18 protein-coding genes and 1 pseudogene are annotated in these 26363 nt (G+C 61.3%); 6 read left to right on the top strand and 13 right to left on the bottom strand.

Annotated elements, in window-relative coordinates; genetic code table 11:
* Positions 1–19 precede the first annotated feature (19 nt).
* The gene (locus CDO35_RS18485) at positions 20–505 is read right to left on the bottom strand and encodes an FKBP-type peptidyl-prolyl cis-trans isomerase (protein WP_099526124.1); all 486 of its coding nucleotides are present in this window, start codon (positions 503–505) and stop codon (positions 20–22) included.
* An 11-nt stretch (positions 506–516) separates the two neighbouring features.
* On the opposite strand from CDO35_RS18485, the gene CDO35_RS18490 reads away from it, so the two are divergent.
* The 4 genes from CDO35_RS18490 to CDO35_RS18505 all read left to right on the top strand — a co-directional run bounded on the left by CDO35_RS18490 (position 517) and on the right by CDO35_RS18505 (position 5221).
* The gene (locus CDO35_RS18490) at positions 517–801 is read left to right on the top strand and encodes a DUF3565 domain-containing protein (protein WP_099526125.1); all 285 of its coding nucleotides are present in this window, start codon (positions 517–519) and stop codon (positions 799–801) included.
* Positions 802–1986, top strand: a complete 1185-nt coding sequence (locus tag CDO35_RS18495; RefSeq protein WP_099526126.1) for an acetate kinase — start codon at positions 802–804, stop codon at positions 1984–1986.
* A 9-nt stretch (positions 1987–1995) separates the two neighbouring features.
* Entirely contained in the window at positions 1996–4089 is a 2094-nt protein-coding gene (pta, locus tag CDO35_RS18500) for a phosphate acetyltransferase (RefSeq protein ID WP_099526127.1), read from the top strand.
* A 235-nt stretch (positions 4090–4324) separates the two neighbouring features.
* A complete protein-coding gene (locus CDO35_RS18505; protein WP_099526128.1) occupies positions 4325–5221 on the top strand; it encodes an acyltransferase in 897 nt (298 codons plus the stop codon).
* Between the two features lie 60 nt (positions 5222–5281).
* On the opposite strand, the gene CDO35_RS18510 is transcribed toward CDO35_RS18505, so the two are convergent.
* From CDO35_RS18510 to CDO35_RS18535, 6 genes are all read right to left on the bottom strand, one after another.
* The gene (locus CDO35_RS18510) at positions 5282–7432 is read right to left on the bottom strand and encodes a putative bifunctional diguanylate cyclase/phosphodiesterase (RefSeq protein WP_099526129.1); all 2151 of its coding nucleotides are present in this window, start codon (positions 7430–7432) and stop codon (positions 5282–5284) included.
* Between the two features lie 45 nt (positions 7433–7477).
* Complete coding sequence (locus CDO35_RS18515; protein ID WP_099526130.1) at positions 7478–11194, bottom strand: response regulator; 3717 nt, start codon at positions 11192–11194, stop codon at positions 7478–7480.
* 246 nt (positions 11195–11440) lie between these two features.
* Entirely contained in the window at positions 11441–12097 is a 657-nt protein-coding gene (locus tag CDO35_RS18520; RefSeq protein ID WP_099526131.1) for a YiaD family glycine zipper/OmpA-like lipoprotein, read from the bottom strand.
* 144 nt (positions 12098–12241) lie between these two features.
* Positions 12242–12910, bottom strand: coding sequence for a YiaD family glycine zipper/OmpA-like lipoprotein (locus CDO35_RS18525; protein WP_099526132.1), 669 nt, complete (start codon positions 12908–12910; stop codon positions 12242–12244).
* Between the two features lie 64 nt (positions 12911–12974).
* Entirely contained in the window at positions 12975–13622 is a 648-nt protein-coding gene (locus CDO35_RS18530; protein WP_099526133.1) for an MBL fold metallo-hydrolase, read from the bottom strand.
* The gene (locus CDO35_RS18535) at positions 13622–14644 is read right to left on the bottom strand and encodes an AraC family transcriptional regulator (protein ID WP_099526134.1); all 1023 of its coding nucleotides are present in this window, start codon (positions 14642–14644) and stop codon (positions 13622–13624) included. The genes CDO35_RS18530 and CDO35_RS18535 overlap by 1 nt, the downstream gene beginning before the upstream one ends.
* A gap of 213 nt (positions 14645–14857) precedes the next feature.
* Here CDO35_RS18535 and CDO35_RS18540 point away from each other — a divergent pair, with 213 nt between their 5' ends.
* Positions 14858–15703 (top strand): metal-dependent hydrolase, encoded by an 846-nt coding sequence (locus tag CDO35_RS18540; protein ID WP_099526135.1) that lies wholly within the window; start codon positions 14858–14860, stop codon positions 15701–15703.
* Positions 15704–15799: 96 nt separating this feature from the next.
* Here the strand turns inward: CDO35_RS18540 and CDO35_RS18545 are convergent.
* The 5 genes and pseudogenes from CDO35_RS18545 to CDO35_RS18565 form a co-directional block, all read right to left on the bottom strand.
* A pseudogene (locus tag CDO35_RS18545) lies at positions 15800–15979 on the bottom strand (alpha/beta fold hydrolase); the annotation flags it as partial.
* A gap of 134 nt (positions 15980–16113) precedes the next feature.
* Positions 16114–18855, bottom strand: a complete 2742-nt coding sequence (locus tag CDO35_RS18550; RefSeq protein ID WP_099526136.1) for a winged helix-turn-helix domain-containing protein — start codon at positions 18853–18855, stop codon at positions 16114–16116.
* Positions 18856–19005: 150 nt separating this feature from the next.
* On the bottom strand, positions 19006–20373 hold the full coding sequence (locus CDO35_RS18555) for a DUF1329 domain-containing protein (protein WP_099526251.1): 1368 nt from the start codon (positions 20371–20373) through the stop codon (positions 19006–19008).
* A gap of 32 nt (positions 20374–20405) precedes the next feature.
* On the bottom strand, positions 20406–22343 hold the full coding sequence (locus CDO35_RS18560) for a DUF1302 domain-containing protein (RefSeq protein WP_099526137.1): 1938 nt from the start codon (positions 22341–22343) through the stop codon (positions 20406–20408).
* 217 nt (positions 22344–22560) lie between these two features.
* Positions 22561–24243, bottom strand: a complete 1683-nt coding sequence (locus tag CDO35_RS18565) for a fatty acid--CoA ligase (RefSeq protein ID WP_099526138.1) — start codon at positions 24241–24243, stop codon at positions 22561–22563.
* Positions 24244–24433: 190 nt separating this feature from the next.
* On the opposite strand from CDO35_RS18565, the gene CDO35_RS18570 reads away from it, so the two are divergent.
* Positions 24434–25609: a thiolase family protein gene (locus CDO35_RS18570; protein WP_099526139.1), complete on the top strand. Its 1176-nt coding sequence runs from the start codon at positions 24434–24436 to the stop codon at positions 25607–25609.
* Between the two features lie 45 nt (positions 25610–25654).
* Here the strand turns inward: CDO35_RS18570 and CDO35_RS18575 are convergent, their stop codons facing one another.
* Positions 25655–26284 carry a LysE family translocator gene (locus tag CDO35_RS18575; protein WP_099526140.1) on the bottom strand — a complete coding sequence of 210 codons (630 nt, stop codon included), beginning with the start codon at positions 26282–26284 and terminating at the stop codon, positions 25655–25657.
* Between the last annotated feature and the right edge of the window lie 79 nt (positions 26285–26363).

A 26363-nucleotide genomic window follows, 5' to 3' on the forward strand; every position in this document is an offset into this window, starting at 1 on the left:
AAGTCGCCTGACAGGCAACTTAGTGGTGGTGACCACCTTCGCCATGGATGTGACCGTGAGCCACTTCTTCTTCGCTGGCGTCACGTACGGCCACGACCTTGACCTTGAAGTTCAGGCGCTGGCCGGCCAGCGGGTGGTTGCCGTCGACAGTCACGTCGTCGCCGTCGATATCGCGGATGGTAACGATCTGCATGCTGCCGTCCGGGCCCGAAGCGTGGAACTGCATACCCACTTCCAGGGTGTCGACGCCTTCGAACATGGCACGGCTCAGGGTCGCGACCAGCTCGGCGCTGTATTCACCGTAGGCTTCTTCCGGCTCGACGGAAACGTCCAGCTCATCGCCAACCTGCTTGCCAACCAGGGCCTTCTCGAGACCGGCGATGATATTGCCAGCACCATGCAGATAGACCAGCGGCGCACCGCCAGTGGAGCTGTCGATCACCTCGCCGGCATCGTTGGTCAGGGTATAGTCGATGGAGACGGCCTTGTTGGCGGCGATCAGCATGGGGAGACCTTTTGCGAAAGATAAATGAACGGGCAAGTTTAACCAACGCCAGCCTGGATTGCGACCCGAGCCCGGACAAACGGGCCGTACGGATCGTTGATTTTCGTCAGGACGAGCACGGTGACTGGGTGGCAGTCTTATCCTGTGGCCATACTCAGCATGTACGCCACCGACCACCCTGGCAGAATCGGCCCTGGGTACTCGATCCAGAGCAACGCCAAGTCAGACTGGGAAGCCACTTCCCCTGTGGCTGGTGCGCCATGGATCGGTCGCACGATGAATCCAAGGAAGCTTAAATGTCTGCACGCAACATTCTGGTGATCAACTGCGGCAGCTCGTCGATCAAGTTCGCCCTGGTCAACGAAGCGCAGGAAACCTTCATGCTCAGCGGCCTGGCCGAGCGTCTTGGCAGCCCCGAAGCGGTACTGCACTGGCAACAAGGCGACAAAAAGGACAGCCTGGTTCTGCCGGGCGCCGACCACCGCCTGGCCCTGTCTCATCTTCTACCCGTGGTACAGCAGGCCGCAGCCGGTGAGCTAAACGGCATCGGTCACCGCGTGGTGCATGGCGGCGAGCACTTTTCCGGCGCCTCTCGTCTGGACGCTGCCAGCCTGCAGGCCATCCGCCAGGTCGCGCCATTGGCTCCCCTGCACAACCCGGCCAATGTGCAAGGCATCGAGGCGGCGATGAAGCTGTTCCCGGACCTGGTGCAGGTGGCGGTGTTCGACACCGCCTTTCACCAGAGTCTGCCCGAGCACGCCTATCGCTACGCGGTGCCGCACGCGCTCTACGCCGAACACGGCGTACGCCGCTATGGCTTCCACGGCACCAGTCATCGCTATGTGAGTCGCAAGGCTGCACAGATGAGCGACCTGGCGTACGACGCCAGCAGTTGGCTGGTGGCGCACCTGGGCAATGGCAGCTCCACCTGCGCCGTGGAAAACGGCCACAGCCGCGATACCAGCATGGGCCTGACGCCGCTGGAAGGCCTGGTGATGGGTACTCGCAGCGGCGATGTCGATCCCAACCTGCACGGCCACCTGGCCCGCACCCTGGGCTGGAGCCTGGAGCGGATCGACAGCATGCTCAACAAGGACAGCGGCCTGCTCGGTCTATCCGGCCTGTCCAACGACATGCGCACGCTGGAGCAGGCCCGCGAACAGGGCCACGCCGGCGCTGCCCTGGCCATCGAGGTGTTCTGCTACCGCCTGGCCAAATCGCTGGCGGCGATGAGCTGCGCGCTGCGCCGTCTCGACGGCCTGATCTTCACTGGCGGTATCGGCGAGAACTCCGCGCTGATCCGCAGCAAGACCCTGGACCATCTCGGCCTGCTTGGGCTGCAGCTGGACGCCCAGGCCAATGCCCGCTGCGTGCGCGGCGTCGCCGGCGCCATTCACGCCGATGGTCATCCGCGCGTGCTGGTGGTACCGACCAACGAAGAGCGGCAGATCGCCCTCGACACTCTTGCCCTGCTCGACTGAGGCTATTTCATGCATACCTTCTTCATCGCCCCCACCGGTTTCGGTGTCGGCCTTACCTCCATCAGCCTCGGCCTGGTCGGCGCGCTGGAGCGCAGCGGTCTCAAGGTTGGCTTCTTCAAGCCCATCGCCCAACCGCATGCCGGCGACCTCGGCCCGGAGCGTTCCAGTGAGCTGATCGCCCGCACCCATGGCCTGAATTCGCCCAAGCCGCTGCCGCTCAGCCATGTCGAACGCATGCTCGGCGACGGCCAGCTGGACGAACTGCTGGAAGAGATCATCAGCCTCTATCAGCAGGCGGCAGTCGACAAGGACGTGGTCATCGTCGAAGGCATGGTGCCGACGCGCCACGCCAGCTACGCCGCTCGGGTCAACCTGCACCTGGCCAAGAGCCTGGATGCCGACGTGATTCTGGTCAGCGCCCCGGAAGACGAGAACCTCACCGAGCTGTCCGATCGCATCGAGATCCAGGCCCAGCAGTTCGGCGGCCCCAAAGATCCCAAGGTGCTCGGCGTGATCCTCAACAAGGTGCGCAGCGACAACGGCATCGCAGCCTTCACCGAACGACTGCAGGAGCTTTCGCCCCTGCTCAAGACCGAGAGCTTCCGCCTGCTCGGCTGTATTCCCTGGCAGGACGAACTGAACGCGCCGCGCACCAAGGACATCGCCGAGTTGCTCGGCGCACGCATCCTCAACGCTGGCGACTATGAGCAGCGACGCATGCTGAAGATCGTGCTCTGCGCGCGCGCTGTCGCCAACAGTGTGCAACTGCTCAAGCCCGGTACCTTAGTGGTGACGCCGGGTGATCGCGACGACATCATCCTTTCCGCCAGCCTGGCTGCGATGAATGGCGTGCCGCTGGCAGGCCTGTTGCTGTGCAGCGATTTCGCCCCCGACCCACGCATCATGGAACTGTGCCAGGGCGCCCTGGCCAGCGGCCTGCCGGTGATGACGGTGAGCACCGGTTCCTACGACACCGCCACCAATCTCAACCGCCTTAACAAGGAAATCCCCCTGGATGACCGCGAGCGCGCGGAGAAGGTCTCCAACTTCATCGCAGGGCATATCGACCACGACTGGTTGAGCGCCCGTTGCGGCACCCCGCGCGAGCTGCGCCTATCGCCACCGGCCTTTCGTTACCAACTGGTGCAACGAGCCAAGGCCGCCGCCAAACGTATCGTCCTGCCTGAGGGTAGCGAGCCACGCACGGTGCAGGCAGCCGCCATCTGCCAGGCACGCGGCATCGCCCGCTGCGTACTGCTGGCCAAGCCGGAAGACGTGCACGCCGTGGCCCGTGCGCAAGGTATCGAGCTGCCGGAAGGCCTTGAGATTCTCGACCCGGACCTGATTCGCGGTCGCTACATCGAGCCGATGGTCGAGCTGCGCAAGGGCAAGGGCCTCAATGCGCCCATGGCAGAAGCGCAGCTGGAAGACACCGTGGTACTCGGCACCATGATGCTCGCCCTGAACGAGGTCGACGGTCTGGTTTCCGGCGCCATCCACACCACCGCCAACACCATTCGCCCGGCCCTACAGCTGATCAAGACCGCACCGGGCTACAACCTGGTGTCCTCGGTGTTCTTCATGCTGCTGCCGGACCAGGTGCTGGTCTATGGCGACTGTGCAGTGAACCCGGACCCGAACGCCGAGCAGCTCGCCGAGATCGCTCTGCAGAGCGCCAACTCGGCGCAGGCTTTTGGCATCCCGCCGCGCGTTGCCATGCTCAGCTACTCCACCGGTGATTCCGGCAGCGGCGAAGAAGTGGAAAAAGTGCGCGTAGCCACCCGCCTGGCCCGCGAGAAACGCCCGGACCTGCTGCTCGACGGCCCGCTGCAGTACGACGCGGCGGCCATCGAGAGCGTCGGCCGGCAGAAGGCGCCGAACAGCCCGGTGGCCGGCCGCGCCACGGTGTTCGTGTTCCCCGATCTGAACACCGGCAATACCACCTACAAGGCCGTGCAGCGCAGCGCCGACTGCATCAGCGTCGGCCCGATGCTACAGGGCCTGCGCAAGCCGGTGAACGACCTGTCGCGCGGTGCACTGGTCGACGACATCGTTTACACCATCGCGCTAACGGCCATTCAGGCGGCGGATCTACCAAGCTAGAGAGGCCACAGGATGCGCCGTGCGCACCGGCCGAAACAGCCGGTGCGCACCGAGCGAACAAAACCTGATGGTCATCACTGGCACTTGCAGGTCAGTGCACAACCGTTACCCTTGGCGCCGAACCAGCTCGCTGCACGGAACGCCGCAGCTCTTTCGACTGATACGGGGCGCAGAGAAAGCCCCTTTCTCAGGCTGCCCGCAGGGCGTGCAGCCTGCTTACGGAGGCGTTTGCCCGATGCTGCACTTTCTTCCCGCGCCGCTGCGTGGCCTGATCGCGAGCCTGCTGTTGGCTCTCAACACCCTGTTCTGGTGCTGGCCGCTGTTCTTCGTCGCTCTGCTCAAACTGCTGCTGCCATTCGCGCCGATCCAGCGTGCACTGCGCTTCGTCATGCACGGGATCGCCGAAAGCTGGATCGGCGTCAACAAATTCTGGATGCGCCTGGTTGGCCACATCGAATGGAACGTCCAGGGCCTGGAGCGCTTCGATACTCGTCACTCCTACCTGGTCACCAGCAACCACCAGAGCTGGGCGGATATCCTGGTGCTGCAGTACCTGCTCAACCGACGTATGCCGCTGCTGAAGTTCTTCCTCAAACAGGAGCTGATCTGGGTGCCGGTGATCGGCCTATGCTGGTGGGCGCTGGAGTTTCCCTTCATGAAGCGCTTCAACAAGGAATACCTGGCCAAGTATCCGGAAAAGCGTGGCCAGGACCTGGCCACCACGCGCAAAGCCTGCGCGCGTTACAAGACCAACCCCGTGGCGGTGTTCAACTTCCTCGAGGGCACCCGCCTGACCCCGGCCAAGCATGCGCAGCAGCAGTCGCCGTTCAAGCACCTGCTCAAGCCCAAGGCAGGCGGCATCGCCTTCGTGCTCGACGCCATGGGTGAACAGCTTCACGCCATCGTCAACGTCACCATCCACTACCCGCATGGCGTACCAGGCTTCTGGGACTTGCTCTGTGGGCGCCTGGATGCGGTGCAGGTGTTTTTCAAGCAGGTGGATATTCCGCGCGAATTCATCGGCCGTAACTACGACCAGGACAACGACTATCGCCTGGCCTTCCAGCAGTGGGTCAATCGCCTCTGGGAGGAGAAGGACGCCGAGCTCGCCAGCTTGCATCGTTCGGCGTAGCCCAGGCCCTAGAGGGCGCTGCGCCCCGCCCCGGCTTCGCGCCCCATCTGATGCGCGGGCTCACTGATCAGGGGACGGCAAGGGCAACTTGCTCCAATCCAGCAGCGCCGGCATCTGCATCGCGCTGCTGGCCGGCACGCCCGGCGCCACCAGAAAGCCCTGCATGATGCTGCAATGGTGTTGCGTCAACCATTCACGTTGGGCCTGGGTTTCGACGCCTTCGGCGATGACCTCCAGGCCCAGGTGGTGGCCAAGATCGATGATGGTGCTGACCACCGCAGCGTCACGTGGTGAGTCGAGCATGTTGGAGACGAACAGACGGTCGATCTTCAGCGTATCGAGCTCGAAGTGACGCAGATACGCCAATGATGAATAGCCGGTGCCGAAATCATCGATGGCAATCTTCACCCCCAGCTCGCGCAGATGGCGCAGTTGCGCCTGCGTCAGCTCCAGATCCTGCATCAGCGCACTCTCAGTGACCTCCACTTCCAACTGGCTGGGCTTCAGACCGTGAGCGTCGAGCACACGCTGCAGGTCGGTCACCAGTTGCGGCATGCCGAACTGTACCGGGCTGACGTTGAGGCTGAGCACCATGTCCTCACCGAACCGTTGCTTGAACACGGCCAATTGCCTGGCACCCTCACGGAAGATCCATTCGCCGAGACGGTTGATCAGGCGGGTTTCTTCGAGCAGCGGAATGAACACGTTCGGCGCCACGGTGCCTGCGACACGATGCTGCCAGCGTAGCAAGGCTTCAAAGCCGCGCAGGCGTCCGCTATCCAGATGGAACTGCGGCTGATAAACCAGTACGAAGTCATCGTTCTCGATGGCGTGACGCAGGCTTTCTTCGAGCATCAGCCGCGAACGCGCACGTCCGTTCATCTCTGGTGAGAAGAAGCGGTATTGCTGGCGACCGGCGCGCTTAGCTTCATACATCGCCATGTCGGCGGAACGCAGCAGGCCCTCCACGCTCTGTCCGCATTCAGGAAAGCAGGCGATGCCAACGCTGGCGCCGAGGGTGAAGTCCACACCGTCGAGGGTATGGCGCACCGAGACCAGCTCGATCAGCTTCTCAGCGACCTTGGCGGCGTCCTCGGGGTGGCCGAGGTTGTCCAGCAGCGCGGTGAATTCGTCACCACCGATGCGCGCCAGGCTGTCATAGGGACGCAAGCAGGCCTTGAGCTGCTCACCGACACGGCGCAGCAACTGATCGCCGACATCATGGCCGAGCGAGTCATTGATGCGCTTGAAACCGTCCAGGTCCAGGTACAGCACCGCGACCCGCTGACCGCTGCGCTCGATACGCGCCAACGCCGATTCCAGTGCCTGATGAAAGCCACGGCGATTGAGCAGGCCGGTCAACGCGTCAGTGACCGCCTGCGACTCCAGTTGCGCGTGCAGATTACGCACCACCGACATATCCAGCGCGATCAGCACCATCGCACGTTGCGGCCGCGGCAGTGGTGAGCAGGACAGCGCCACGGGCAGGCAACCGCCCTTGAACGTGCGCAACATCGCTTCGTGCACGCGATAGGTCGCCTCGCGTTTAAAGTGCAGGTAGAACTCGGACTGCTGCCAGCCGCCTTCACTGGCTGGATTCTTGAGAAACGACAGCAGATCGACGCCCTCAAGATCAGCCACCTCGCCATCGAGCATCTGCGCCATCGCGGGGTTGGCGAACTGGATGCGACCATCCTCGCCGACCACCAGAATACCCTCGGCGGCATTGGCCAGCACCGAGGCGTTGAATGCCCTGGCGCGCTCAAGCTGCTGGGAAAGTGTCTGCAATTCACAGCGATTGTGCTCGTGCTCCAGCAGGCTCTGAATCTTATGGCGCAACACACTGGGGTCGAAGGGCTTGAGCATGAAGTCCACGGCACCAGTGCTATAACCACGCAATACGGCATCGTGGGTCTGCGCGATGGCGGATACGAAGATGATTGGCGTCAATCGCGTCCGCGGGTTGCCACGCATCAGACGGGCGACTTCGAAGCCGTCCATACCCGGCATCTGCACATCGAGCAGCACCAGCCCGACATCTTCTTCGAGCAGACAGCGCAGGGCCTCTTCACCGGAGCTGGCGCAACGCAGCAGCCACTCGCCATCCTCGAGCAGCGCCTGCATGGCCTCGAGGTTCTCCATACGGTCATCCACCACCAACAGAACCTGCTTGGCGGGTACAGCGGCGTTCTTACTCTGCGCCTGGGCCATCGTCACTCCCCTGTCCATCTGCCCTTGCACCACTTACTCCTGCCATCAGGTTAGCCCATCGCCAGGCAAAGACATGGTCGGCATACCCAGCCAGCGCTCCAACAATGCCAGCAGCTCGTCGCGTTTGATCGGCTTGGCCATGTAGTCATCCGCGCCTGCGGTGATGCACTTCTCGCGGTCACCCTTCATGGCATGAGCGGTAAGCGCGATGATCGGGATGACGCATCCATGCTCCTGCTTGAGCAGGCGCGTGGCGGTATAGCCGTCCATGTTGGGCATGGCCATATCCATCAGGATCAAGTCGAACGGGTCACGCTGGTAAGTGGCAATGGCCTCGATGCCGTCCTTGGCGGAACTGACGCGCAGCCCCACTTCATCCAGCAACGCCGTCAGCGCGTAGACGTTACGCACATCGTCATCCACCAGCAGGATGCGTTTTCCCTGCAACGGATTGAGCCTTGCCTGGGCCGGTTGCGGCGCACGCACGTCACCGAGAAAGCCCTGTACCGCCTGGCATAGCGCATCGGTGTCATCACCATGCTTGCGCACCACCACGGCGCTGTAGCGGCGCAGGCGCTGCAGGGTCTGTTGCGTGACGTCCACACCGGTATTGATCACCACGCGCGTGCCCTGCAACGTGCGCATCTGGTTGAGGTTGTCGAGCAGAGCGAAACCATCCTGATCCGGCAGGTCGAGATCGATCACCAGCGCGCAGAACTGCCCCTGCGCATAAGCCTCGCGCGCCTGCTCGCCATCGGCGCAGGCGACGACCTGGAAGCCCAGCTCCTTCAGTTGCTCGCGGTAGTGCTCGCGCTCTACCTCGACATCCTCCACCAACAGCAATGCCTGCTCGTGTTGTTCACCGTGCTGCAACTCGATGAACACCTGCTCCAGTTCATCACGGCCAATGGGTTTGACCAGATAGCGAGTGCCATCATCGTTCCAACCCACCGGTTGCGGGACACAGGAGATGATGTGCACCGGCGTATGCCGATGGTTCGGCTGGGCGCGCAGACGACGGAACAGCTGCCAGCCACTCAGATCAGGCAGCAGGATGTCGAGTATCACCGCGTTGAACGATTCCTGCTGCAACAGCCCCAATGCCTGCAGACCAGTACGGCAGTGCACGCTGGAAAACCCATGGGCGTGAGCCTCCTCGGCGATCACCGCAGCAAAATTGGCATCGTCCTCGATGATCAACAGCGGCGGGCCGTCACCTGCACGCTGCGGCCCCTCCACCGGCGCCTCGAGGCTGAGTGGTCCAGCCTGCACCGGCAACCTGACGGTGAAGGTAGACCCCTGCCCCGGCGCACTTTGCAGGCTGATATCGCCATCCAGAGCCAACACCAGCTGACGGGTGATGGCCAGCCCCAGCCCGGTACCGCCGAAACGCCGACTGGTGGAGCCGTCGATCTGTTGAAAGGCTTGGAACACCTGTTCGTGTTGCGCAGGGTCGATACCGATACCGGTGTCACGCACGCTGAAGCTCAGCAACTCGCGCTCATCATCTTGGCGCCCCTGGCTGCCGACGGTCAGGGTGACCTCGCCCTGATCGGTGAACTTCAGCGCGTTGGACAGCAGATTGCGCAGTATCTGATGCAGTCGCACGCGGTCGCTGTGAATGACGCGTGGTACCCCGGCCTCCAGCTGGGTGTGCAGACGCAAGCCCTTGAGCTCGGCCATCGGCCGCAGGCTGGCATCGAGTTCCACCAGCACGTCCTGCATGTTGATCGGCTCGAGCTTGAGCTGCATGCGCCCCGACTCAACCTTGGCCAGGTCGAGTACATCGTTGATCAGTTGCAGCAGATCGCTGCCAGCGCGGTGCACGATATCAGCATGTTTGCTCTGCTTCTCGGTCAGATTTCCCGCCAGGTTCTGCCGCAGCTGGTCACTGAGAATGAGGATACTGTTGAGCGGCGTGCGCAGCTCATGGGACATATTGGCGAGAAACTCGGATTTATAGCGGTTAGCCAACAACAGTTGCTCGGCCTGCTCACGCAGTTTCTGCTCGGCAGCCTTGCGCTCGCTGATGTCGATGATCACCGCCTGCACCAGGTTCTCGTCGCCACTGCGAATCGGCGACAACCCCACCTCCAGCGGGATCAGCCGCCCCTCACGATGCTGACCGAACAGTTCACGATTGCTGCCCATGCGGCGCTGCTCGGGCATCGCCTGATAGCCCCGACGCATTGCTACATGGCTGCCACGCTGCGCGTCAGGCAGCAACATTTCCACCGGTTCGCCGAGCAGCATCTGACGCTCGTAGCCGAACAGCAGCTCGGTCTGCCGATTGACCATGGCAATGCGTCCCAGGCCATCGACCAGCACGATGGCATTGGGCGAGGCCTCGACCACCAGCCGGAAACGCTCCTCGGCCACCTTGCGCGCACGCAGGTCCACCAGGTTGATCAGGTAGCTGCTGCCTTCGTGCAGCAGATTTAGGCTGATGCTGACCGGAATCGACTCGCCGCGCAGCGTCCGCACCATGCGCTCGTCACTCTCGGCCAACTGCGCCTGCAAGTCTTTCGGTGACTCGATGTTGGGCAGGACGCGCAGCACGGTCTCACCCGGCAAGGCATTGAGCGGACAATCGAACAGCTCGGCGGCGCTGCGATTGGCCATCTCGATACGGCCCTTGTCGTCGCACAGCAGGGTCGCGACCGGCAGACGCTCGACCAACAGACGGAAGCGTTCTTCTCGCTCACTCAGGGCCACGGCGGCCCGCTCACTGATCTGCAGTTTGCGCTCGCGCTGATAGAGAAAACCGCCGACCAGAATTGACAGAAGCAGTGTCGCCGCCAAACCAGCCCAGAGTCCGAGCGTACCGGTACGATCGACCAGACCGCGCTCGTACTCGGGTGTGCCGATGACCTCCAAGTCCCAGGTACGGCCGTACAGCGGCAACTCCATGTGCTTCTGAAAACGCGGCTTCCAGCCGTTAGCATGGGTTTCGCCGCCCAGCAACTGAGCATCCGATGCCTGCAGATCCCTCAGCAGAATGTCGAAACGCCGTGCCTGACCGCCCAGGATGCCCTCGATCAGATCGTGGCTACGAAACGCGCCATGCACTGTTCCCAGCAGCGCAGCGCGACGCTGCTCAACCGTATTGAGTGGCACGCCAGGACGAAAGACCGGAAGAAACAGCAGCACACCCTGCTGCACGTTGACATCGATTTCCTGGCGTAACACCACCGGCCCACTCAGGCTGGCATCACCGCTTTCAAGGCTGCGCTCGATGGCCTGATGGCGGATCGCCTCGCTGAGCATGTCAAAACCGAGTACGCGCCGGTTACGCCAATCCAGAGGACTGACGTAATCAATAGGCAAGTAGTACTCGCGCTCCCCCTCGGGAAACACCTGATAATCGAGGCGCTCATCCGCTTTCAGCTCGGCTCGAAAATCGCCCAACTGCGCGTGACTCAGGTAGCGCGACCAGGCGACGGCCTGTATCCCCGGATAACGATCCTGCAATTGCAGCTGATCCAGCGCCCGCTCCCACTCGATGGGAGAAACCCGGTCACTCCCGGTCATCAGCCCCGAAACGCCACGCAGGACCATTTCATAAGCCTGCATGCGCGCCATCACTCGCTGACCAATATCCTGCGCTTCAAGCGCAAAGCGATGCTGACTGTCTTCCCGCTCACGTTCCTGCAGGGTATTCCACTGCCAATAAATCAACCCACCCAGCCCGATAAACAGGCCAAATGCAGCCAGCAGCGGTGTCCAGGGCCTTGGCGGCCGCTCGACAGCTCTGTCGTCCATTCGCGCTCCTTCGGTCATCCAGAACCAACGCGCACGGGGCATCCGCGCGCGGACATCACAGAACCACAGCAAGCATTCTAGTCAGGTTTTGAATGAGTGGCCTTTGGCCACAAAGGACACGACGGGCGGTCACGAAGGTTGTCGGAAACGCCCTCTAGCGCCTCGCAGAAAGACGTCAGTAACAGCGCTTGTCAATCGACATGAAAAAGCCTCCCAGAGGGAGGCTTCGTTCAACGCAATGCGACCTTAGAGCGGACGCAGGTTGATCTCGACGCGACGGTTCTGCGCCCGGCCAGCATCGGTGGAGTTGCTGGCAATCGGTTGGCTCGGGCCAGCACCGTAGGCAGAGATGCGCTGCCCCGGCACGCCGTTGGCAGTCAGGTAGTTGGCCACGCTTTGTGCACGACGCTGCGACAGGCTCTGATTGAGTTCCTGCGAACCGGTGCTGTCGGTATGGCCGACGATGTTCACGCCGTTCTTGTTGAACTCCTTGAACACCAGCACCAGCGAGTTGAGCGTCGGGTAGAAGCTGCTGGAGATGTCCGCCGAGTTACTACCGAAGGTGATGTTGCCCGGCATGATCAATTTCAGGTCATCGCCGTTGCGTTGCACCTGCACGCCAGTGCCCTGCAGCGTCTGACGCAGTTTGGCTTCCTGGGTGTCGACGTAATAGCCATAACCACCACCAGCCGCGCCACCGACTGCCGCACCGATCAGCGCACCTTTGCCGCGATCTTTCTTGCTCGAGGTCGCAGCACCGATGACCGCGCCGGTAGCCGCGCCGATACCACCGTAGATACCAGCTTTGCCAGCCTGGCTTTCGCCGGTGTAAGGGTTGGTGGTGCAGCCAGCCAGCATGGCCATGAGCGCAGTTGCTGCGATCAGATTACGTCTGGTCTTCATAGGGATTCCTTAGGATTTCTTCTGGTATCGGGCAGACATGCCACAGTCTTCGAGCCGCCAAGGCACGGTGAAGTTCCGCCCTAGCTTATCAGCCCGGGCGCACCGGGACTGCGATCCAGAGCAGTTCTGCCCGGTACACGCGCGTTACTGCACGCCCGGCAACGGTCGCAATGTCACCTCGACACGACGGTTCTGCGCACGACCATCTGCCGTGGCGTTGCTCGCTACCGGCTGGTCCGGCCCCATGCCACGGGTGCTCAGACGGCTAGGGTCGACACCCTGAGCCAGCAGGTAGTCGGCCACGCTTTGCGCACGGCGCTGCGACAACGCCATGTTGTGACTTTGCGAGCCAGTGCTGTCGGTATGACCGACGACCTCGATGCTGTTCTGGTTGTACTGGCGGAAGGAGTTGGCCAGGTTATTCAGTGGCTGGTAGAAGTTGCTGGCGATCTGCGCCGAGTCGGTAGCGAAGGTAATGTTGCCGGGCATGATCAGTTGGATCACATCGCCCTGACGCTGCACCTCCACCCCGGTGCCTTGCATGCTGCGACGCAGCTCTTCTTCCTGCTTGTCGGCGTAGTAGCCGTAACCTGCCGCAGCGGCGCCGGCTACAGCAGCACCGATCAGCGCGCCCTTACCACGGTTGTCATGGTTGATCAGTGCACCGGCAGCCGCGCCAGCCAGCGCGCCAATGCCGCCATAAGTGGCGGTGCGGTTGGAGCTCGGTGCGCTCTGATCATAAGGATTCTGCGAGGCGCAACCGCCAAGCAGCAGCGCAGAGGTGCAAAGGGCAATAACGGGCAGGCGGAACATGAAGTCGTCTCCATGAACGGTGGGTGATGGCTCTTTGAGTCATCACGCCGCCATTAGTGCCCGGTCACGCGCGAATAAAGGGGTTCTCGCGCATCTCATCGCCCAGCCGAGTGTCCGGGCCATGACCGGTAACCACGGTAGCATCCTCATCGAGGCTATACAGGCGCTGCTTGATCGAACGTTCGATAGTGGCGTAATCACCGCCCCACAGATCGGTACGGCCGATACCGCGACGGAACAGGGTGTCACCGGCGATCAGTAGCTTAGCGCCCTCGAACCAGAAGCTCATTGATCCTGGCGTGTGACCCGGCGTATGCAGCGCCACACCGCAACCGCAGGCCAGCTCCTCGTCATCAGCCAGCCACTTGTCCGGCGCAGGCACGGGCGTGTAAGGCACACCGAACATGCTGCACTGCATCTCCAGGTTGTCCCAGAGGAACTGGTCCTCCTTGTGCAGGTGCAAGGTCGCGCCAGTCTTCTCCTTCATCTGTCCCGAGGCGAGAAAGTGATCGAGGTGAGCGTGCGTGTGGATGATGCTCACCACCATCAGGCCGTGAGCTTCCAGACGCGCCATGATCAGATCGGGATTACCGCCCGGATCGACCACGATAGCCTTTTTCGTGAGCGGATCGCCGATGATCGTGCAGTTGCACTGCAAAGGCCCGACAGGGAAGGTTTCGCGGATCAGGGCGGGGCGTTCGGCGTTGGTCATCAGGAGGCCTCGTTACGGTAATCGCCGGGCAGTTTACCGGTCCATTTACGAAATGCACGGCGGAAGTTGGACGGGTCGCTAAAGCCCAGCAGATAGGCGATTTCATACAACGGCAAATGTGTGGTGCTCAGGTATTGCAGAGCCAGGCGCTTGCGGACTTCGTCGAGCACCTGCTGGTAGCTGGTGCCCATCTGGGCCAGATGTCGACGTAGGCTACGACCACTGGTATGCAGGGCGCTCGCAGCGCTTTCCAGATCGGGAAACTCGCCTGGGCGGGCCAACAGCAGACGGCGCAAGCGGGTCAGCAGGCCGTCCTGCACATCGAGGCTGGCCAGCAGCGCTTCGCACTGTTGCTCGCACATCTGCACCGTGGCCGGATTGGCCAGGGCCATGGGCCGTTGCAGGTAATGCCGGGGTAAACGCAGCCAATGACAGGGCTGCTCGAACTGCGCGGCCACACCGAATACCTCGGCATAGCGCTCGGCGTAGTCTGGTGCTGGATGAGCAAAACCGACGGCCAAGCCCTGCAACTCTTCTCCCAGAAGAAAGCGGGCAATGGTGTGGATGCTGGTCAGCAGGCCTTCGGCGGTAAAGCGCGATTGCGGCCCCATGGGGAAAGACTCGACGGCGCGTAATTCCATGTCCTCGCCACGCTCCACCAGTTCCAGCTCGAAGGACAGACCGAGCACGCGGTAATACTTCAGGGCGAACTGCAGCGCCTTACCCAGACTGGCGCTGGACAGCACCGCATAACCCAGGATGCCGTGGGTAGAGACGTTCAGGCGCTGTCCCAATACCAGGCCGAGCGCCGGTTCGCCGCAGCGCTCCAGTGCGGCCTGGGTCAGTTGATGAAAGTCGATAAAGGACAGCCGGCCATTGGGGCTGCCAAGCACCTCAGGACGCACCCGTGCTGCGGCGAACAGCTCGGCACGCGCCAGGCCGAGCTCTTCGGCCAGCGCCAGGAGTGCTTCGGCATAGGCCACAGGCACCAGTTCGGTAGTGAAGTTGAGGGTGTGTTTCATGAGGTCGTTGTTCTGTTGGCCGGCCGCAAATGACCGCCCTGATCACCAACCTTAACTCAGCGAATCCCTGCTCGCCGCTCCACGGCCACCCCAACTTTTTACTGGAATTGCACAATGGCCAGATATGACTGCCACCTTGGCTGTTACGAACCTGTGCTTAGCGGTGCATGGCGCCCATAGTGGGAACCAGTCAAATAGCGAAATGGAGCTCTCATGGCCAGTACCACACCGGAAGGATTGCAGATTCGTCCCAGGCACATGGACTTCGATCTGCCCAACCCGTTGCCGCGTCACTGGAACGGCGGCGACGCCTTCAAGACTCATTTGTTCGATGCCATGTCGGTGTTGTTTCCCGATGGCGAGCGCTTCTTCATCGACTCGGTGCGCCAGTTCCGCGACCGTATCGACGACCCACTGCTCAAGGAGCAGATTCGCGGCTTCATCGGCCAGGAAGGCCATCACAGCCGCGAGCATCTCGAGTACAGCCAGCGCCTGCGCGAGCTGGGCTACAACGTCGAACGCATGGAGAAACGTGCCCGCGCACGCATTCGCTACACGCAGAAGAAATTTTCGCCGCAGCGGCAGTTGGCCGCGACCGCAGCACTTGAACACATCACCGCGATCATGGCCGATGGCCTGCTGAGAAATGACGCCTATATGGTGGGTGCCCATCCGACTCTGGCTCGCCTGTGGCGTTGGCACGCACTGGAGGAAACCGAGCATAAAGCGGTGGCCTTCGATGTTTACAACCAGGTGTGTGGCAGCCGCAAGTTGCTGCGCCGAGCGATGATCATGGGCACCTTCTTCTTCGTGCTCGATACCACGAGAGGCCTCGCGCACATGCTCAAGGTCGACGGCCTGCTGTGGAACTGGCGCGTATGGCGCGACGGCGTCCGCTGGATGTGGGGCAAGGAAGGCGTGTTCCGCCCGCTGATCGGCACTTACCTGGATTTCTTCAAGGACGGTTTCCACCCCTGGGAACACAACAACCTGGAACTGCTGCACGCCGCCCGCGAGGAGTTTGATGGTGCCTCGTTGATTCAGGCCGGAGCCGCCTGAAACGCAGCGCAGCCCCGCCACGCAATACAAACAAGCCCGGAATCTGTCCGGGCCTGTTCGTGCCCCGGGTTTTCACTGAGCCTTTGCTGGCTCCGCTCAGCTCAGTAGAAATTTCATTGCATAGGCTGCGCTCTGCTGGGGAATTTCCTCCATGGGGATATGCCCGACGCCCGGATAGACCTTGACCTGAATACCCGGCAAATCGTGCTGCCACAGCGGCACATGCTTGGGTGAAATCCAGCGATCACGCTCACCGCACATCAGCAGTGTGGCAGCGATCATCAACAGCACCTTGCGCATCGGATAGCCGGCCGGTTCTATCGGCACCAGCTTGCCGCCCCGCTGCTGCTGCGTCAGGGCGAAGGTCCAGCCTGCTAGATGCGTTCCAGGCTTTTCCTGTGAGGCACATATCAGCGCAATAGGCCGAGGCCCTTGGCCCGCGCTACCGCCTGAGTACGCCGCTCGACACCAAGCTTGCTGTTGATGTGACGGGCGTGGGTCTTGACCGTGTGCAGGGAGATAAACAGACGCTCGCTGATCTGCTGATTGGAGCAGCCGCGCGCGATCAACTGCAGCACCGCCAACTCGCGGCCACTGAGTTTTTCCGCCAGGGCGCTCTCCTCCGCGACCACCTCCTCGTCCGAATCCCGACTGCCCGGCAACTGGGCAAGTAACGCGTCGCGCAGCGGACAGGCCGGTCGCCCCTGCAGGCGCTCTCGTAGCCACCGCGGCTGATGCTGCAACAGCTCGATGAAAGGTAACAGTGCACCGCCCTGAGCGAGATCCAGGCAACTGTCGAGCTGCTGCTGTGCCTCCCGCTCTCGCCCGGTTTGCTTCAGTAGCTGGGCGAGCTGGGCCTGCGCCACCAGGCCAACCAACTGACCACCCAGCCCCTGTGCACGCTGTTGCAACGCACGCAGACGGCGCTCCGCATGCTCCAGCTCGCCCTGCAGGCGCTCCAGAGCAGCCTGCTGTAGATCGATATGCAACGCCAACTGCGGGTGAAACTCTGGCGCCAGTGCCCGCCCCTGATCACCATAGGTTTCCGCCAACTGCGGTAGCCAGGCAGCGGCCAGCTCGACCTGCCCCTGACGCAACCACAGCTCGCACTTCATCAGCGTAATCATCGCCAAGTAATAAATCGCTGGCACATCCCAGACGTGCATCAAGCGCTCGGCCTCACCGAGCAGTGCGAATGCCTCGGCAGGCCGTCCATCACGTCCGTCCAGGCTGGCCAGCACGCAATAGCCGATTAGCGCCCCAACGTCGCGGCAGGCTCGCGCTTCGGCAATTCCCGCCCGCAAGCGCTCCACGGCCTGAGGCTGCAAGCGCAGACTAAGCAGATAACCTTCATAAATCGTCAATCGCGCTCGCACCGAGTAACTACGCTGTGCAGGCAAACGCTGCACCAGCAGCAACCCCTGATGCACTTCCTCCTGCGCGCGCAGCACCTCGCCACGGGATTGCAGTACGCGGGCGCGCTCGTAGTGGGCCAGTGCCTCGAGCAGAGGATTGTCGATGCGCTGCGCCAACTCCAGCGCGTCGCGGTTCAACCCACGCGCACGCCACAGATCGCCACGCACCATGGCCAGATTGGACAACGCCGACAAGCACATGAAGTGCGGGCCATAACGCTCCACCGGTAAACCGGCCAAGGCCTCGCTACATTGCTGCTCGGCACGTGTACCATCGCCACGACCACGGGCGATGACCCCGTCGAGCGCCTGCCACTGCGCCAGCAGGCTGCGCTGGGCGGAAGGCTCGGCTGCTGGAAGGAAGCGTGCGAGTTGATCAAGCAGCTCTTGGGCGGCGTCCAGCTGGCAGGCCAGCGCCAGTGCCCAGCCATAGAGCATGATCAGCCGCGGTGTGCTGGCCAGCAGGTCATCCGGCAGATTGGTTTTCCAGCGCAGCAGCATGGCGATGTTCTGCTCCGCCAGCATCTGCTCCTCGGACAGGTTCTGTACCAGGCTGGCAGCGACATCGGCCTGCCCAGCGAGCAGTGCTTGCTCGATGGCGGCATCCAGCATGCCTTGCGCAGCGAACCAGCGACAGGCACGCAGGTGAGCACCGCTGTGAGAACGGCTCAGACCGTCAGCAGTCCGTGCATTGAGCAGATCGGAAAACAGGTGGTGATAGCGAAACCAATGCCCCTGCTCATCCAGCGGCACCAGAAAAACCTGGTTGGCCTGCAACTGACGGATGATCGCGGCGCTGTCGTGGCTGTCACGCACCGCGTCGCACAGCTCGGCACAGAAGCGCTCCATGCAGGCGGTTTCGTAGAGAAACTGCTGCACCTCGGCGGGCTGCCGCTCGATGACCTCTTCAAGGAGGTATTCACGGATCAGCCCTTCTCCTCCATGCAGTTGCAGTCCCTCGCCAGCTTCGGCCAGTTCTTCGACAGCCAACAGCCACAGGCGTAAACCGGCAATCCACCCTTCGCTGCGCTGCAGAATCCCGGTGACCTGCTGCTTTTCCAGGTGCGCGCCCTGACTTGCCAGCAGAGCATCCAACTCCGCGGCGGTCAGCCGCAGGTCCTGCTCGCTGAGTTCGAGCAACTGTCGCGACAGGCGCAGACGCGCCAGGTGCCAATCCGGCCGCTGACGGCTGGTGACCAACAGCAGCACGCCGGGTGGTAAGTGGTTGAGGAAGAATTGCAGGCAACGATCCAGCACCGGCCCCTGCGCCAGATGGTAGTCGTCCAGCACCAGTAACAGCGGCTGACCATCATCGAGTTGCTGAGTCAGCTCATCGAGCAAGCCGTCGAGCCACTGCTCGAACGCGAAGGGCTGGTGACGCTGGCGCATCTTCAGCAGCCCGAGCGCCTCCTCCCCCAAACCGGGGTAGAACTGCTGCAGCCCCTGTAACAGGCGCTCAAGGAAGCGCCCCGGATCATGATCACGCTCACTCAGCCCGAGCCATAGACTGTGCCAGTGATCGGGTAGTCGCTCGCAGAACTCGATGGCCAGTGAGCTTTTGCCAAAGCCTGCTGGCGCACTGACCAGCAGCAAGCGCCCTTGCAAGCCCTCTTCGAGACGATCGCATAACCTGGGGCGCGGCATATGTCCTGCCGGCAGCGGCGGACGATAGAAACGCGCCTCCACCGGTGTAGCCGGCGTGTAGGGAAAACCTGGCGAGCGGGAGAGATCTGTCATCGGCCTATTCTTGGAAGTCTTCTATCTGCATCGGCGGGCTCGATCTGATCCCAGCCTAGCGACTTGCAATGGCCATTTGAAGCGCCCGCTACAGTCCGTAACGAAAAAGCCGGCACAAGGCCGGCTTCGTCGTGTTGCTTGAGACAGGTTTTAGCGAACGCCAGCCTGACGCAGAGCGGCCGGGGTGTAATCGCTGCCAGCGGCCTTGTAGTTGAAGTCGTAGGCTTGCTTCTCCTCGTTCTTCATACCCAGGGCCAGGTAGCGACCGGACAGCAGGTCGTACAGGGTTTCCACGGTGTACCAAGGCACTTGCTTGTCGTAGTAGTACTGGGCATGCGCCTCGGCTACGCGCCACAGGGTGCCACGGCCGTCGTAGTGATCGATCAGAGCGGCTTGCCAGGTGTCCTCGTCGATGTAGAAGTCACGCTTGGCATAGATGTGGCGCTCACCCGATTTCAGGGTCGCGGTCACGTGCCATACACGGTGCAGCTCGTAACGAGTCAGGTCCTGGTTGATGTGGCCAGCCTTGATGATGTCGGAGTACTTCAGGCTGGGCGAATCGAGCTTGTAGGCGTTGTAGGGGATATAGATCTCCTTCTTGCCTTCCAGTTTCCAGTCGTAACGATCCGGCGCACCGTTGTACATGTCGAAGTTGTCGGAGGTACGCAGACCGTCAGCGGCGGTACCCGGACCATCGTAGGACACCTGCGGAGCACGACGCACGCGACGCTGACCGGCGTTGTACAGCCACGCCAGACGCGGCTCCTTCACCTGGTTGAGAGTTTCGTGAACCAGCAGCACGTTACCAGCCAGACGAGACGGAGCAGTTACGCGCTGTTTGAAGTAGAACAGTACGTTGCTTTCCTTACTCGCATCGAAGTCGGTCAGAGCATCACGGAAGGTGAACTCGTCCTGGAAGTAAACCAGCGAGTAGGAACCGTTCGGCTGCGGAGTCGCCTGGGTCACCAGACGACGCACGCTGCCACCGCGGTAGCGGGTGATGTGGTTCCAGATCGCTTCAAGACCGTTCTGCGGAATCGGGAAAGGGTTGGCGGTCTGGAAGTTTTCCAGGCCGTTACCGCCCTCCACCATCTTGGTGTTCACAGCGTTCTGCTTGGTCGCCTCCAGCACCGCAGCCGGCAGACTAGCCGAGCGGTGAGTTGGGTAGACCGGCATCTTGTAGCTTTCCGGATAGCGTTTGAACATCGCCAGCTGACCGGGGGTCAGCTTGTCCTTGTACTGGTCGACGTTCTGCGCAGTGATGGTGAACAGGGGCTGCTCGCTGGCGAACGGATCGGCCAGGAAGCCTCGCGGATCGACCGCGCCGGCGTTGGCTGGCAGACCACCGGTCCAGGCAGGGATCGAGCCATCGGCATTGCCTGCCATTTCGGCACCAACCGGAGTCAGGGTACTGCCCAGCTTCGCAGCTTCGTCAGGCGACACTGCCGCCATCACGCCGGTAGCCAGCAGAGACAGGGTCAGGACACCGCTTTGCCACAGTTTTTTTGTTGTTTTCATTTGCATCATGATTCCTCGAAATTCCTGACCGCTTAGAAGTTCATACCGAAGCTGAGCGCAACGAAGTCGCGGTCAACGGAGGTGTTGTACTTGCCGTCGAAGAAGCTGGTATAGGACAGATCTGCGGTGTAGGTGTTCTGGTATTCAGCATTGAGCCCGAGGCTTACAGCCTTGGCGTCCTCGGTGAACATACCATTGGGACCGTATCCTTCGACGTCATGAGACCAAGCAACACTCGGACGCAGGTTCACACCGGCAAAGACGTTCGGGTAATCCCAAATAGCACGAACTCGGTACCCCCAAGATGTAGATGTTACGAAACCATCATCCTCGCAGTACTTGCTGACGTTCTTTCCGTTGCGATTGTTACCAACGGTAGAAACATTGAGGCCTTGGCAAGTTGGGAACACACCAACGCCAGAGACTGCATAGTTACCCGGAAGAGGGCCTGGGCCGTAAATTGGATCTCGCCCGTAGCGGACCTCGCTGGAGTCCTCGAGCCCACCGACATGAACGATACCCAGTTCTCCAACCAAAGTGAGACGACTCGCGCCCATTACCTGATCAAAGAAATGGGTGAAGGTCGTCTGGAACTGGGTAATTTCTTTGCGGCGATAGCCATTCAGATCCTGACCTGGCACACCATTTAGCAGCGACACATTACCTACGCCAGCACCAGCGAAGGTAGCGGCAGCAGGGTTAAATGCACTGTTGGCGAGTGGTTTGATGCCTGCATAGAGAATATCAGTTGAGTTGAGCTGCACAGGTGCGTTCGGGCGATAGCTCAATTCACCACTCCAAGCTGTACCAGTCGGCAGTGTAGTGGCAAAGCTAATGCCATAGAGACGTATATCCTCTGGATATTCCATAAAATAACTAGAATTACCAGCGACACGCAGGGGAGCGAGGGCAGCCAAAGCTCCAAGAGTAGTGGCATTATAAACAGACGCCTGAGCGCCAGTAGCACTGAAAATAGGCGCACGGCTATGGTAGTTCATCGCATAGAAACCGAATTCGGTATCCAGCGGCTCGAATAAGTAGCGGAAAGCTAAACCCCACTGCCCACTATCACGCGCATCACGATCTCCAGACCGCGGTACAATCACCCCCTCGCTACTGAACTGCACCCCCTGCGCTTCGAGGACTGGAGCACCGGCGCCACCAGATGCAGCCTGTACTTCGCTTCGGGTACGCAGAACCGCTAGATTGTTGTCACAGCCATCTGCCACGATATCCGGCTGGGCGAAGAAAGTACCGCAATTGTCTACGACGGTTTGATCCCACTCGAGCTGGTAGAACGCCTCCATTGACAAGTTATCGGTCAGGCTCTGCGAGACAAAAAACATATTGACCGGTATCAGGCCCTCTTTGATTTCTGCGCCTGGGCGGCGGAAGGCGGCAACATCAATGGGGTTCACAGCGTTAATGCTATTACCTATGAAAGTGCTTTCGCCCCAGTTAACTACCTGTTTCCCAAGACGCACAGAGCCTGGCTGATTGCCAATCGCATAGTTGTGGTAGATGAAAGCATCGAGAATCTCACCCCCCGAAGACTGTGCACCCTCTTTGCGGTTGCTATCGCTGATATCTTTGAACGGGCGACTTTCATCCTTCAATTCGAAGTCATACCAGTATTTGCCACGAACGAACACGCCAGTATCACCATAGCGCAGTTCAAGATCGTGGACGCCTTTGAAGATCTTGGAGAAGGTCTCGCCGCGCTTAAAGTTCAACTTGGAGTCGTCAGAAGTCTGAGAAAGACCACGACCACCATTGTTGAAACCGATCAGGTCCTTGTCGGCACTCTCAGTAGACCAACTGGCACCAACAGACAGCGCCGAGTCGAACTGCCCTTCGATCTCACCGATATTGAAAGTGACGCCGAATGCCGGAGCGGCAAGGGTGGAAGCGAGGCTGACGGCCAGCGGCAGTTTTGCCAGGCGCCAGTAGGGTTTTGTTTTTGTTGTCATCGACGCTACTCCATGTGTTTTTTGTTATGGATGCTTTGACTATAGCCAGCGGGTGGTACTGCTTGATCCCTCGAAAGTGTGATTTGCAGCCTCCAGGCACTCTGGCTCGCAGGTTTCAGGCCCCGCCCCTAGCCAAGCATGGACGGGAAACAGCAATTAGCAAGCCAAACGCTTGTTTGACTGAGCGGTCACTTTCACCGCCCAGTCAATGCGCACCTCACAGCGTAGACAGGAACGCGCTGCCCGCCTCCTGCCAGTGGGCGATTTCGACGCGAATGCGCTTCTTGTCCAGTTTGCCGACACTGGTCTTGGGAATTTCAGTAACAAGGGCGATCTGCGTGGGAATCGCCCACTTGTTGATGTGACCTTGCTCGACGAAGGGCTTGAGATGCTCTTTCAAGCCTTTGGCATCCAGCCCCTGCTCTTCGCGCAGTACCAGCAGCGCAAACGGGCGCTCGCCCCACTGCGGGTCAGGCACACCCACTACCGCTACCTCACGCACCGTCGGATGCCGACTGATCAGGTCCTCTAGCTCCAGCGAGGAAATCCATTCGCCACCGGTCTTGATCACATCCTTGATGCGGTCACGGATTTCGATGAAGCCCATACCGTCGATGGTCGCCACATCGCCAGTGTGCAGCCAACCATGTGCCCAAAGTTCTTCGCCCTTCTCAGGCTCACGGAAATAGCCCTGGGTCAGCCAGGGCGCGCGCAGCACCAGCTCGCCCTGGGATTCGCCATCGCTCGGCAGCAATTTGCCGTCGGCATCCATGATCGCCGCCTCCACCAGCGGCACCGGGATACCCGCTTTGATCCGGTAAGTGGTACGTTCGTCCTCGCTACCGGCGCGCAGCTCTTCATTGAGATAAGCACAGGAAATCAGCGGGCAGGTCTCGGACATGCCATAGGCCGCAGTCAGCTGGATGCCCCGCGCCTTGGCCGCCTCGTAGAGGGAACGATTGAGCGCACTACCGCCGATGATCATCTTCATACCGCCGAAATCATGGCCCTGCGCACCCGGCGCGCTCAGCACCATCTGCAGGATGGTCGGGACGCAGTGGGAGAAGTTGACCTTCTCTTCCTTGATCAGGCGGCAGAGCATGTCCGGTTCATAGCGACCGGGGTACACCTGCTTGACCCCGAGCATGGTGGCCACGTACGGCACACCCCAGGCATGCACGTGGAACATCGGCGTGATCGGCATGTAGACATCGTCGTTGCCCAGCAGGCGGATGCTGTCGAGTCCGCCCATGGTGGTCGCCATGGACATGGTGTGCAGCACCAGTTGCCGATGGGTGAAGTACACGCCCTTGGGGTTGCCGGTGGTGCCGGTGGTATAGAAGGTGGTGGCCACCGAATTCTCGTCGAAATCGGCGAAGTCGTAGTGCGGGCTGGCGGCTGCCAGCAGGCTCTCGTACTCGCCGACGAGGTTCGGCAGCTCGGCGTTCTTGTCCTCGCCATCGGTAAGCAGCAGGGTCTTGTCGACGGTGGTCAGTTGCCCGGCAATGCCGTTGTAAAGCGGCACGAACTCGCTGTTGACCAGCACGAAACGATCTTCTGCATGGTTCATGGTGTAGAGGATTTGATCCGGCGACAGGCGGATGTTGATGGTGTGCAGCACCGCGCCGAGCATCGGGATAGCGAACATGCATTCGAGGTAGCGGTGACTGTCCCAATCCATCACCGCCACGGTATCACCGGCCTTGACCCCTGCCTCGCTGAGTACGTTGGCCAACCGTGCGACACGCTCGTTGAAGGTCGCGTAGCTGTAGCGCAGCTTGTCGCGATAGACGATTTCGCGGGTCTTCTCGTAGCGACTACCGGACAGCAGCAGGCGCTTGATCAGCAGCGGATAGGCATGAGCGTTTTCAGCGGGGGGGGTCAGTCGGGTCTGCAGCATGAAATCACCTTGAGGCACGCTAGGAATAGGTATGCAGCGACTCTAGAGCGGCTCGCGCAGCGCTCAATCAGCCCAAAGAATGATTTGCCACGTGACTCTATGTCCGCTTTTGGTCACAGGTTAGAATCGAGCTAACCAGCCAGTCCTTAAAAAGGCGGCACAGAGCCACTCTTTCGTTCGAGGTAACAGCATGTCCGATATCGTCATCGTCAGCGGCGCACGTACCCCCATGGGTGGTTTTCAAGGCAGCCTGGCCAGCGTGCCTGCCGTCGAGCTGGGCGCGGCCGCCATTCGTGAAGCGGTCAAGCGCGCCGGTATCGAGCCAACCGACGTACAGGAAGTGATCATGGGCTGCGTACTTCCAGCCGGCCTCAAACAAGGGCCGGCACGCCAGGCCTCGCTCAATGCAGGCCTGCCTGCAGCCATTGGCTCCACCACCATCAACAAGCTGTGCGGCTCAGGCATGAAGGCCGTGATGATGGCCTTCGACTCGCTGAAAGCCGGCAGCAACCAGGTAATGGTCGCCGGCGGCATGGAAAGCATGTCCAACGCGCCCTATGTACTGGAGAAAGCACGCACGGGCCTGCGCATGGGGCATGGCGAGATCAAGGATCATATGTTCCTCGACGGCCTGGAGGACGCGCGCACTGGACGCCTGATGGGCTCTTTCGCTCAGGAGACCGCCGATAAGTACGGCATTACCCGTGAGGAAATGGACGCCTATGCCATCGAATCGCTGCGACGCGCGCAGGCGGCGATCAAGGACGGCTCGCTGGACGCGGAGATCGTTCCGATCACCGTCACCTCGCGCAAGGGCGAGGTGGTGGTCAAGGATGACGAGCAACCACTGACGGCCAACCTGGACAAGATCCCGACACTCAAGCCTGCCTTCAAGAAGGACGGCACCATCACTGCGGCCAACGCCAGTTCGATCTCCGACGGCGCCAGCGCACTGCTGCTGATGACAGCCGATGAAGCGGCCAAGCGCGGTCTCAAACCAGTTGCCAAGGTGGTTGCCCACGCGACCCAAAGCCAGGACCCGAGCGAGTTCACCCTGGCGCCCATCGGCGCGATGAGCAACCTGCTGAAGAAGACCGGCTGGAGCAAGGATGAGATCGACCTGTTCGAGATCAATGAAGCCTTCGCCATGGTGACCATGCTGGCCATGCGCGAGCACGGCCTGGACCATGCAAAGGTCAACGTGTTCGGCGGCGCCTGTGCCCAGGGCCACCCGGTGGGTTCCACCGGCTCGCGGATCATCCTCACCCTGATCAACGCCCTGCAGAAGAAAGGTGGCAAGCGCGGCGTCGCCTCGCTGTGCATCGGCGGCGGCGAAGCAACAGCGGTGGCCATCGAACTGCTGTAACTCGCCCCATCAGCAAAGAGCCCCGCAATTGCGGGGCTCTTTCGTTTAGCGCATCTCGGTCAGCGCCAGCTTCACGCCAATCCCCACCAGCACCGCCCCCATCAGTCTGTCGAACCAGTGCCCCATGCGGGCAAAGCCGGCGCGCACGCGTTGCTGGCTGAACAGCCAGGCCACCAGGCAGAACCAAAATGCGGTTGCCAGGGCCAGATAAAGGCCGTAACCGGCCTGCACCGCCACCGGCGTATGCGGATTGATCACCACGGTGAACAGGGAAAGGAAGAACAGCGTCGCCTTGGGGTTGAGCCCATTGGTAATGAACCCGGTGACGAACGCGCCACGGCCGCTGCGCTCGCCGGCGGCCAGGCTCAGCTCGGCACTGGCCGAATCGGCCGGGCGCGCGCGCAGCGCCTTGATGCCGATGTACAGCAGGTAAGCCGCTGCCAGCCATTTCAGCGCGTTGAACAGGACGATGGACTGCGACACGATCAGGCCGATACCCAGCAACGAATAGGTAACGTGCACCAGAATGCCGGTACCTACGCCAAAGGCGGTGAACAGCCCGGCGCGGCGACCGTAGCCGACGCTCTCCCGCACGACGATGGCGAAATCCGGCCCCGGGCTGGCCACCGCCAGCAGATGAATCAGGGCAACGGTGAGAAATTCACTCCAGTACATGGCGGCTCCGCATCGACAGTGAAGGTCTGGTAGGCTCGCCAATCTACTCCTGCGACCCTCCTGCGAAAAGGTACAGCTG

Source organism: Pseudomonas sediminis (assembly GCF_002741105.1).
GTDB classification, from domain to species: Bacteria; Pseudomonadota; Gammaproteobacteria; order Pseudomonadales; family Pseudomonadaceae; genus Aquipseudomonas; species Aquipseudomonas sediminis.

What these genes read in the sequence shown, in the direction of transcription:
- CDO35_RS18485 (WP_099526124.1), bottom strand. Translation starts at nt 505, where the DNA reads ATGCTGATCGCCGCCAACAAGGCCGTCTCCATCGACTATACCCTGACC.
- CDO35_RS18495 (WP_099526126.1), top strand. Translation starts at nt 802, where the DNA reads ATGTCTGCACGCAACATTCTGGTGATCAACTGCGGCAGCTCGTCGATC.
- pta (WP_099526127.1), top strand. Translation starts at nt 1,996, where the DNA reads ATGCATACCTTCTTCATCGCCCCCACCGGTTTCGGTGTCGGCCTTACC.
- CDO35_RS18505 (WP_099526128.1), top strand. Translation starts at nt 4,325, where the DNA reads ATGCTGCACTTTCTTCCCGCGCCGCTGCGTGGCCTGATCGCGAGCCTG.
- CDO35_RS18510 (WP_099526129.1), bottom strand. Translation starts at nt 7,432, where the DNA reads ATGGCCCAGGCGCAGAGTAAGAACGCCGCTGTACCCGCCAAGCAGGTT.
- CDO35_RS18515 (WP_099526130.1), bottom strand. Translation starts at nt 11,194, where the DNA reads ATGGACGACAGAGCTGTCGAGCGGCCGCCAAGGCCCTGGACACCGCTG.
- CDO35_RS18520 (WP_099526131.1), bottom strand. Translation starts at nt 12,097, where the DNA reads ATGAAGACCAGACGTAATCTGATCGCAGCAACTGCGCTCATGGCCATG.
- CDO35_RS18525 (WP_099526132.1), bottom strand. Translation starts at nt 12,910, where the DNA reads ATGTTCCGCCTGCCCGTTATTGCCCTTTGCACCTCTGCGCTGCTGCTT.
- CDO35_RS18530 (WP_099526133.1), bottom strand. Translation starts at nt 13,622, where the DNA reads ATGACCAACGCCGAACGCCCCGCCCTGATCCGCGAAACCTTCCCTGTC.
- CDO35_RS18535 (WP_099526134.1), bottom strand. Translation starts at nt 14,644, where the DNA reads ATGAAACACACCCTCAACTTCACTACCGAACTGGTGCCTGTGGCCTAT.
- CDO35_RS18540 (WP_099526135.1), top strand. Translation starts at nt 14,858, where the DNA reads ATGGCCAGTACCACACCGGAAGGATTGCAGATTCGTCCCAGGCACATG.
- CDO35_RS18550 (WP_099526136.1), bottom strand. Translation starts at nt 18,855, where the DNA reads ATGACAGATCTCTCCCGCTCGCCAGGTTTTCCCTACACGCCGGCTACA.
- CDO35_RS18555 (WP_099526251.1), bottom strand. Translation starts at nt 20,373, where the DNA reads ATGAAAACAACAAAAAAACTGTGGCAAAGCGGTGTCCTGACCCTGTCT.
- CDO35_RS18560 (WP_099526137.1), bottom strand. Translation starts at nt 22,343, where the DNA reads ATGACAACAAAAACAAAACCCTACTGGCGCCTGGCAAAACTGCCGCTG.
- CDO35_RS18565 (WP_099526138.1), bottom strand. Translation starts at nt 24,243, where the DNA reads ATGCTGCAGACCCGACTGACCCCCCCCGCTGAAAACGCTCATGCCTAT.
- CDO35_RS18570 (WP_099526139.1), top strand. Translation starts at nt 24,434, where the DNA reads ATGTCCGATATCGTCATCGTCAGCGGCGCACGTACCCCCATGGGTGGT.
- CDO35_RS18575 (WP_099526140.1), bottom strand. Translation starts at nt 26,284, where the DNA reads ATGTACTGGAGTGAATTTCTCACCGTTGCCCTGATTCATCTGCTGGCG.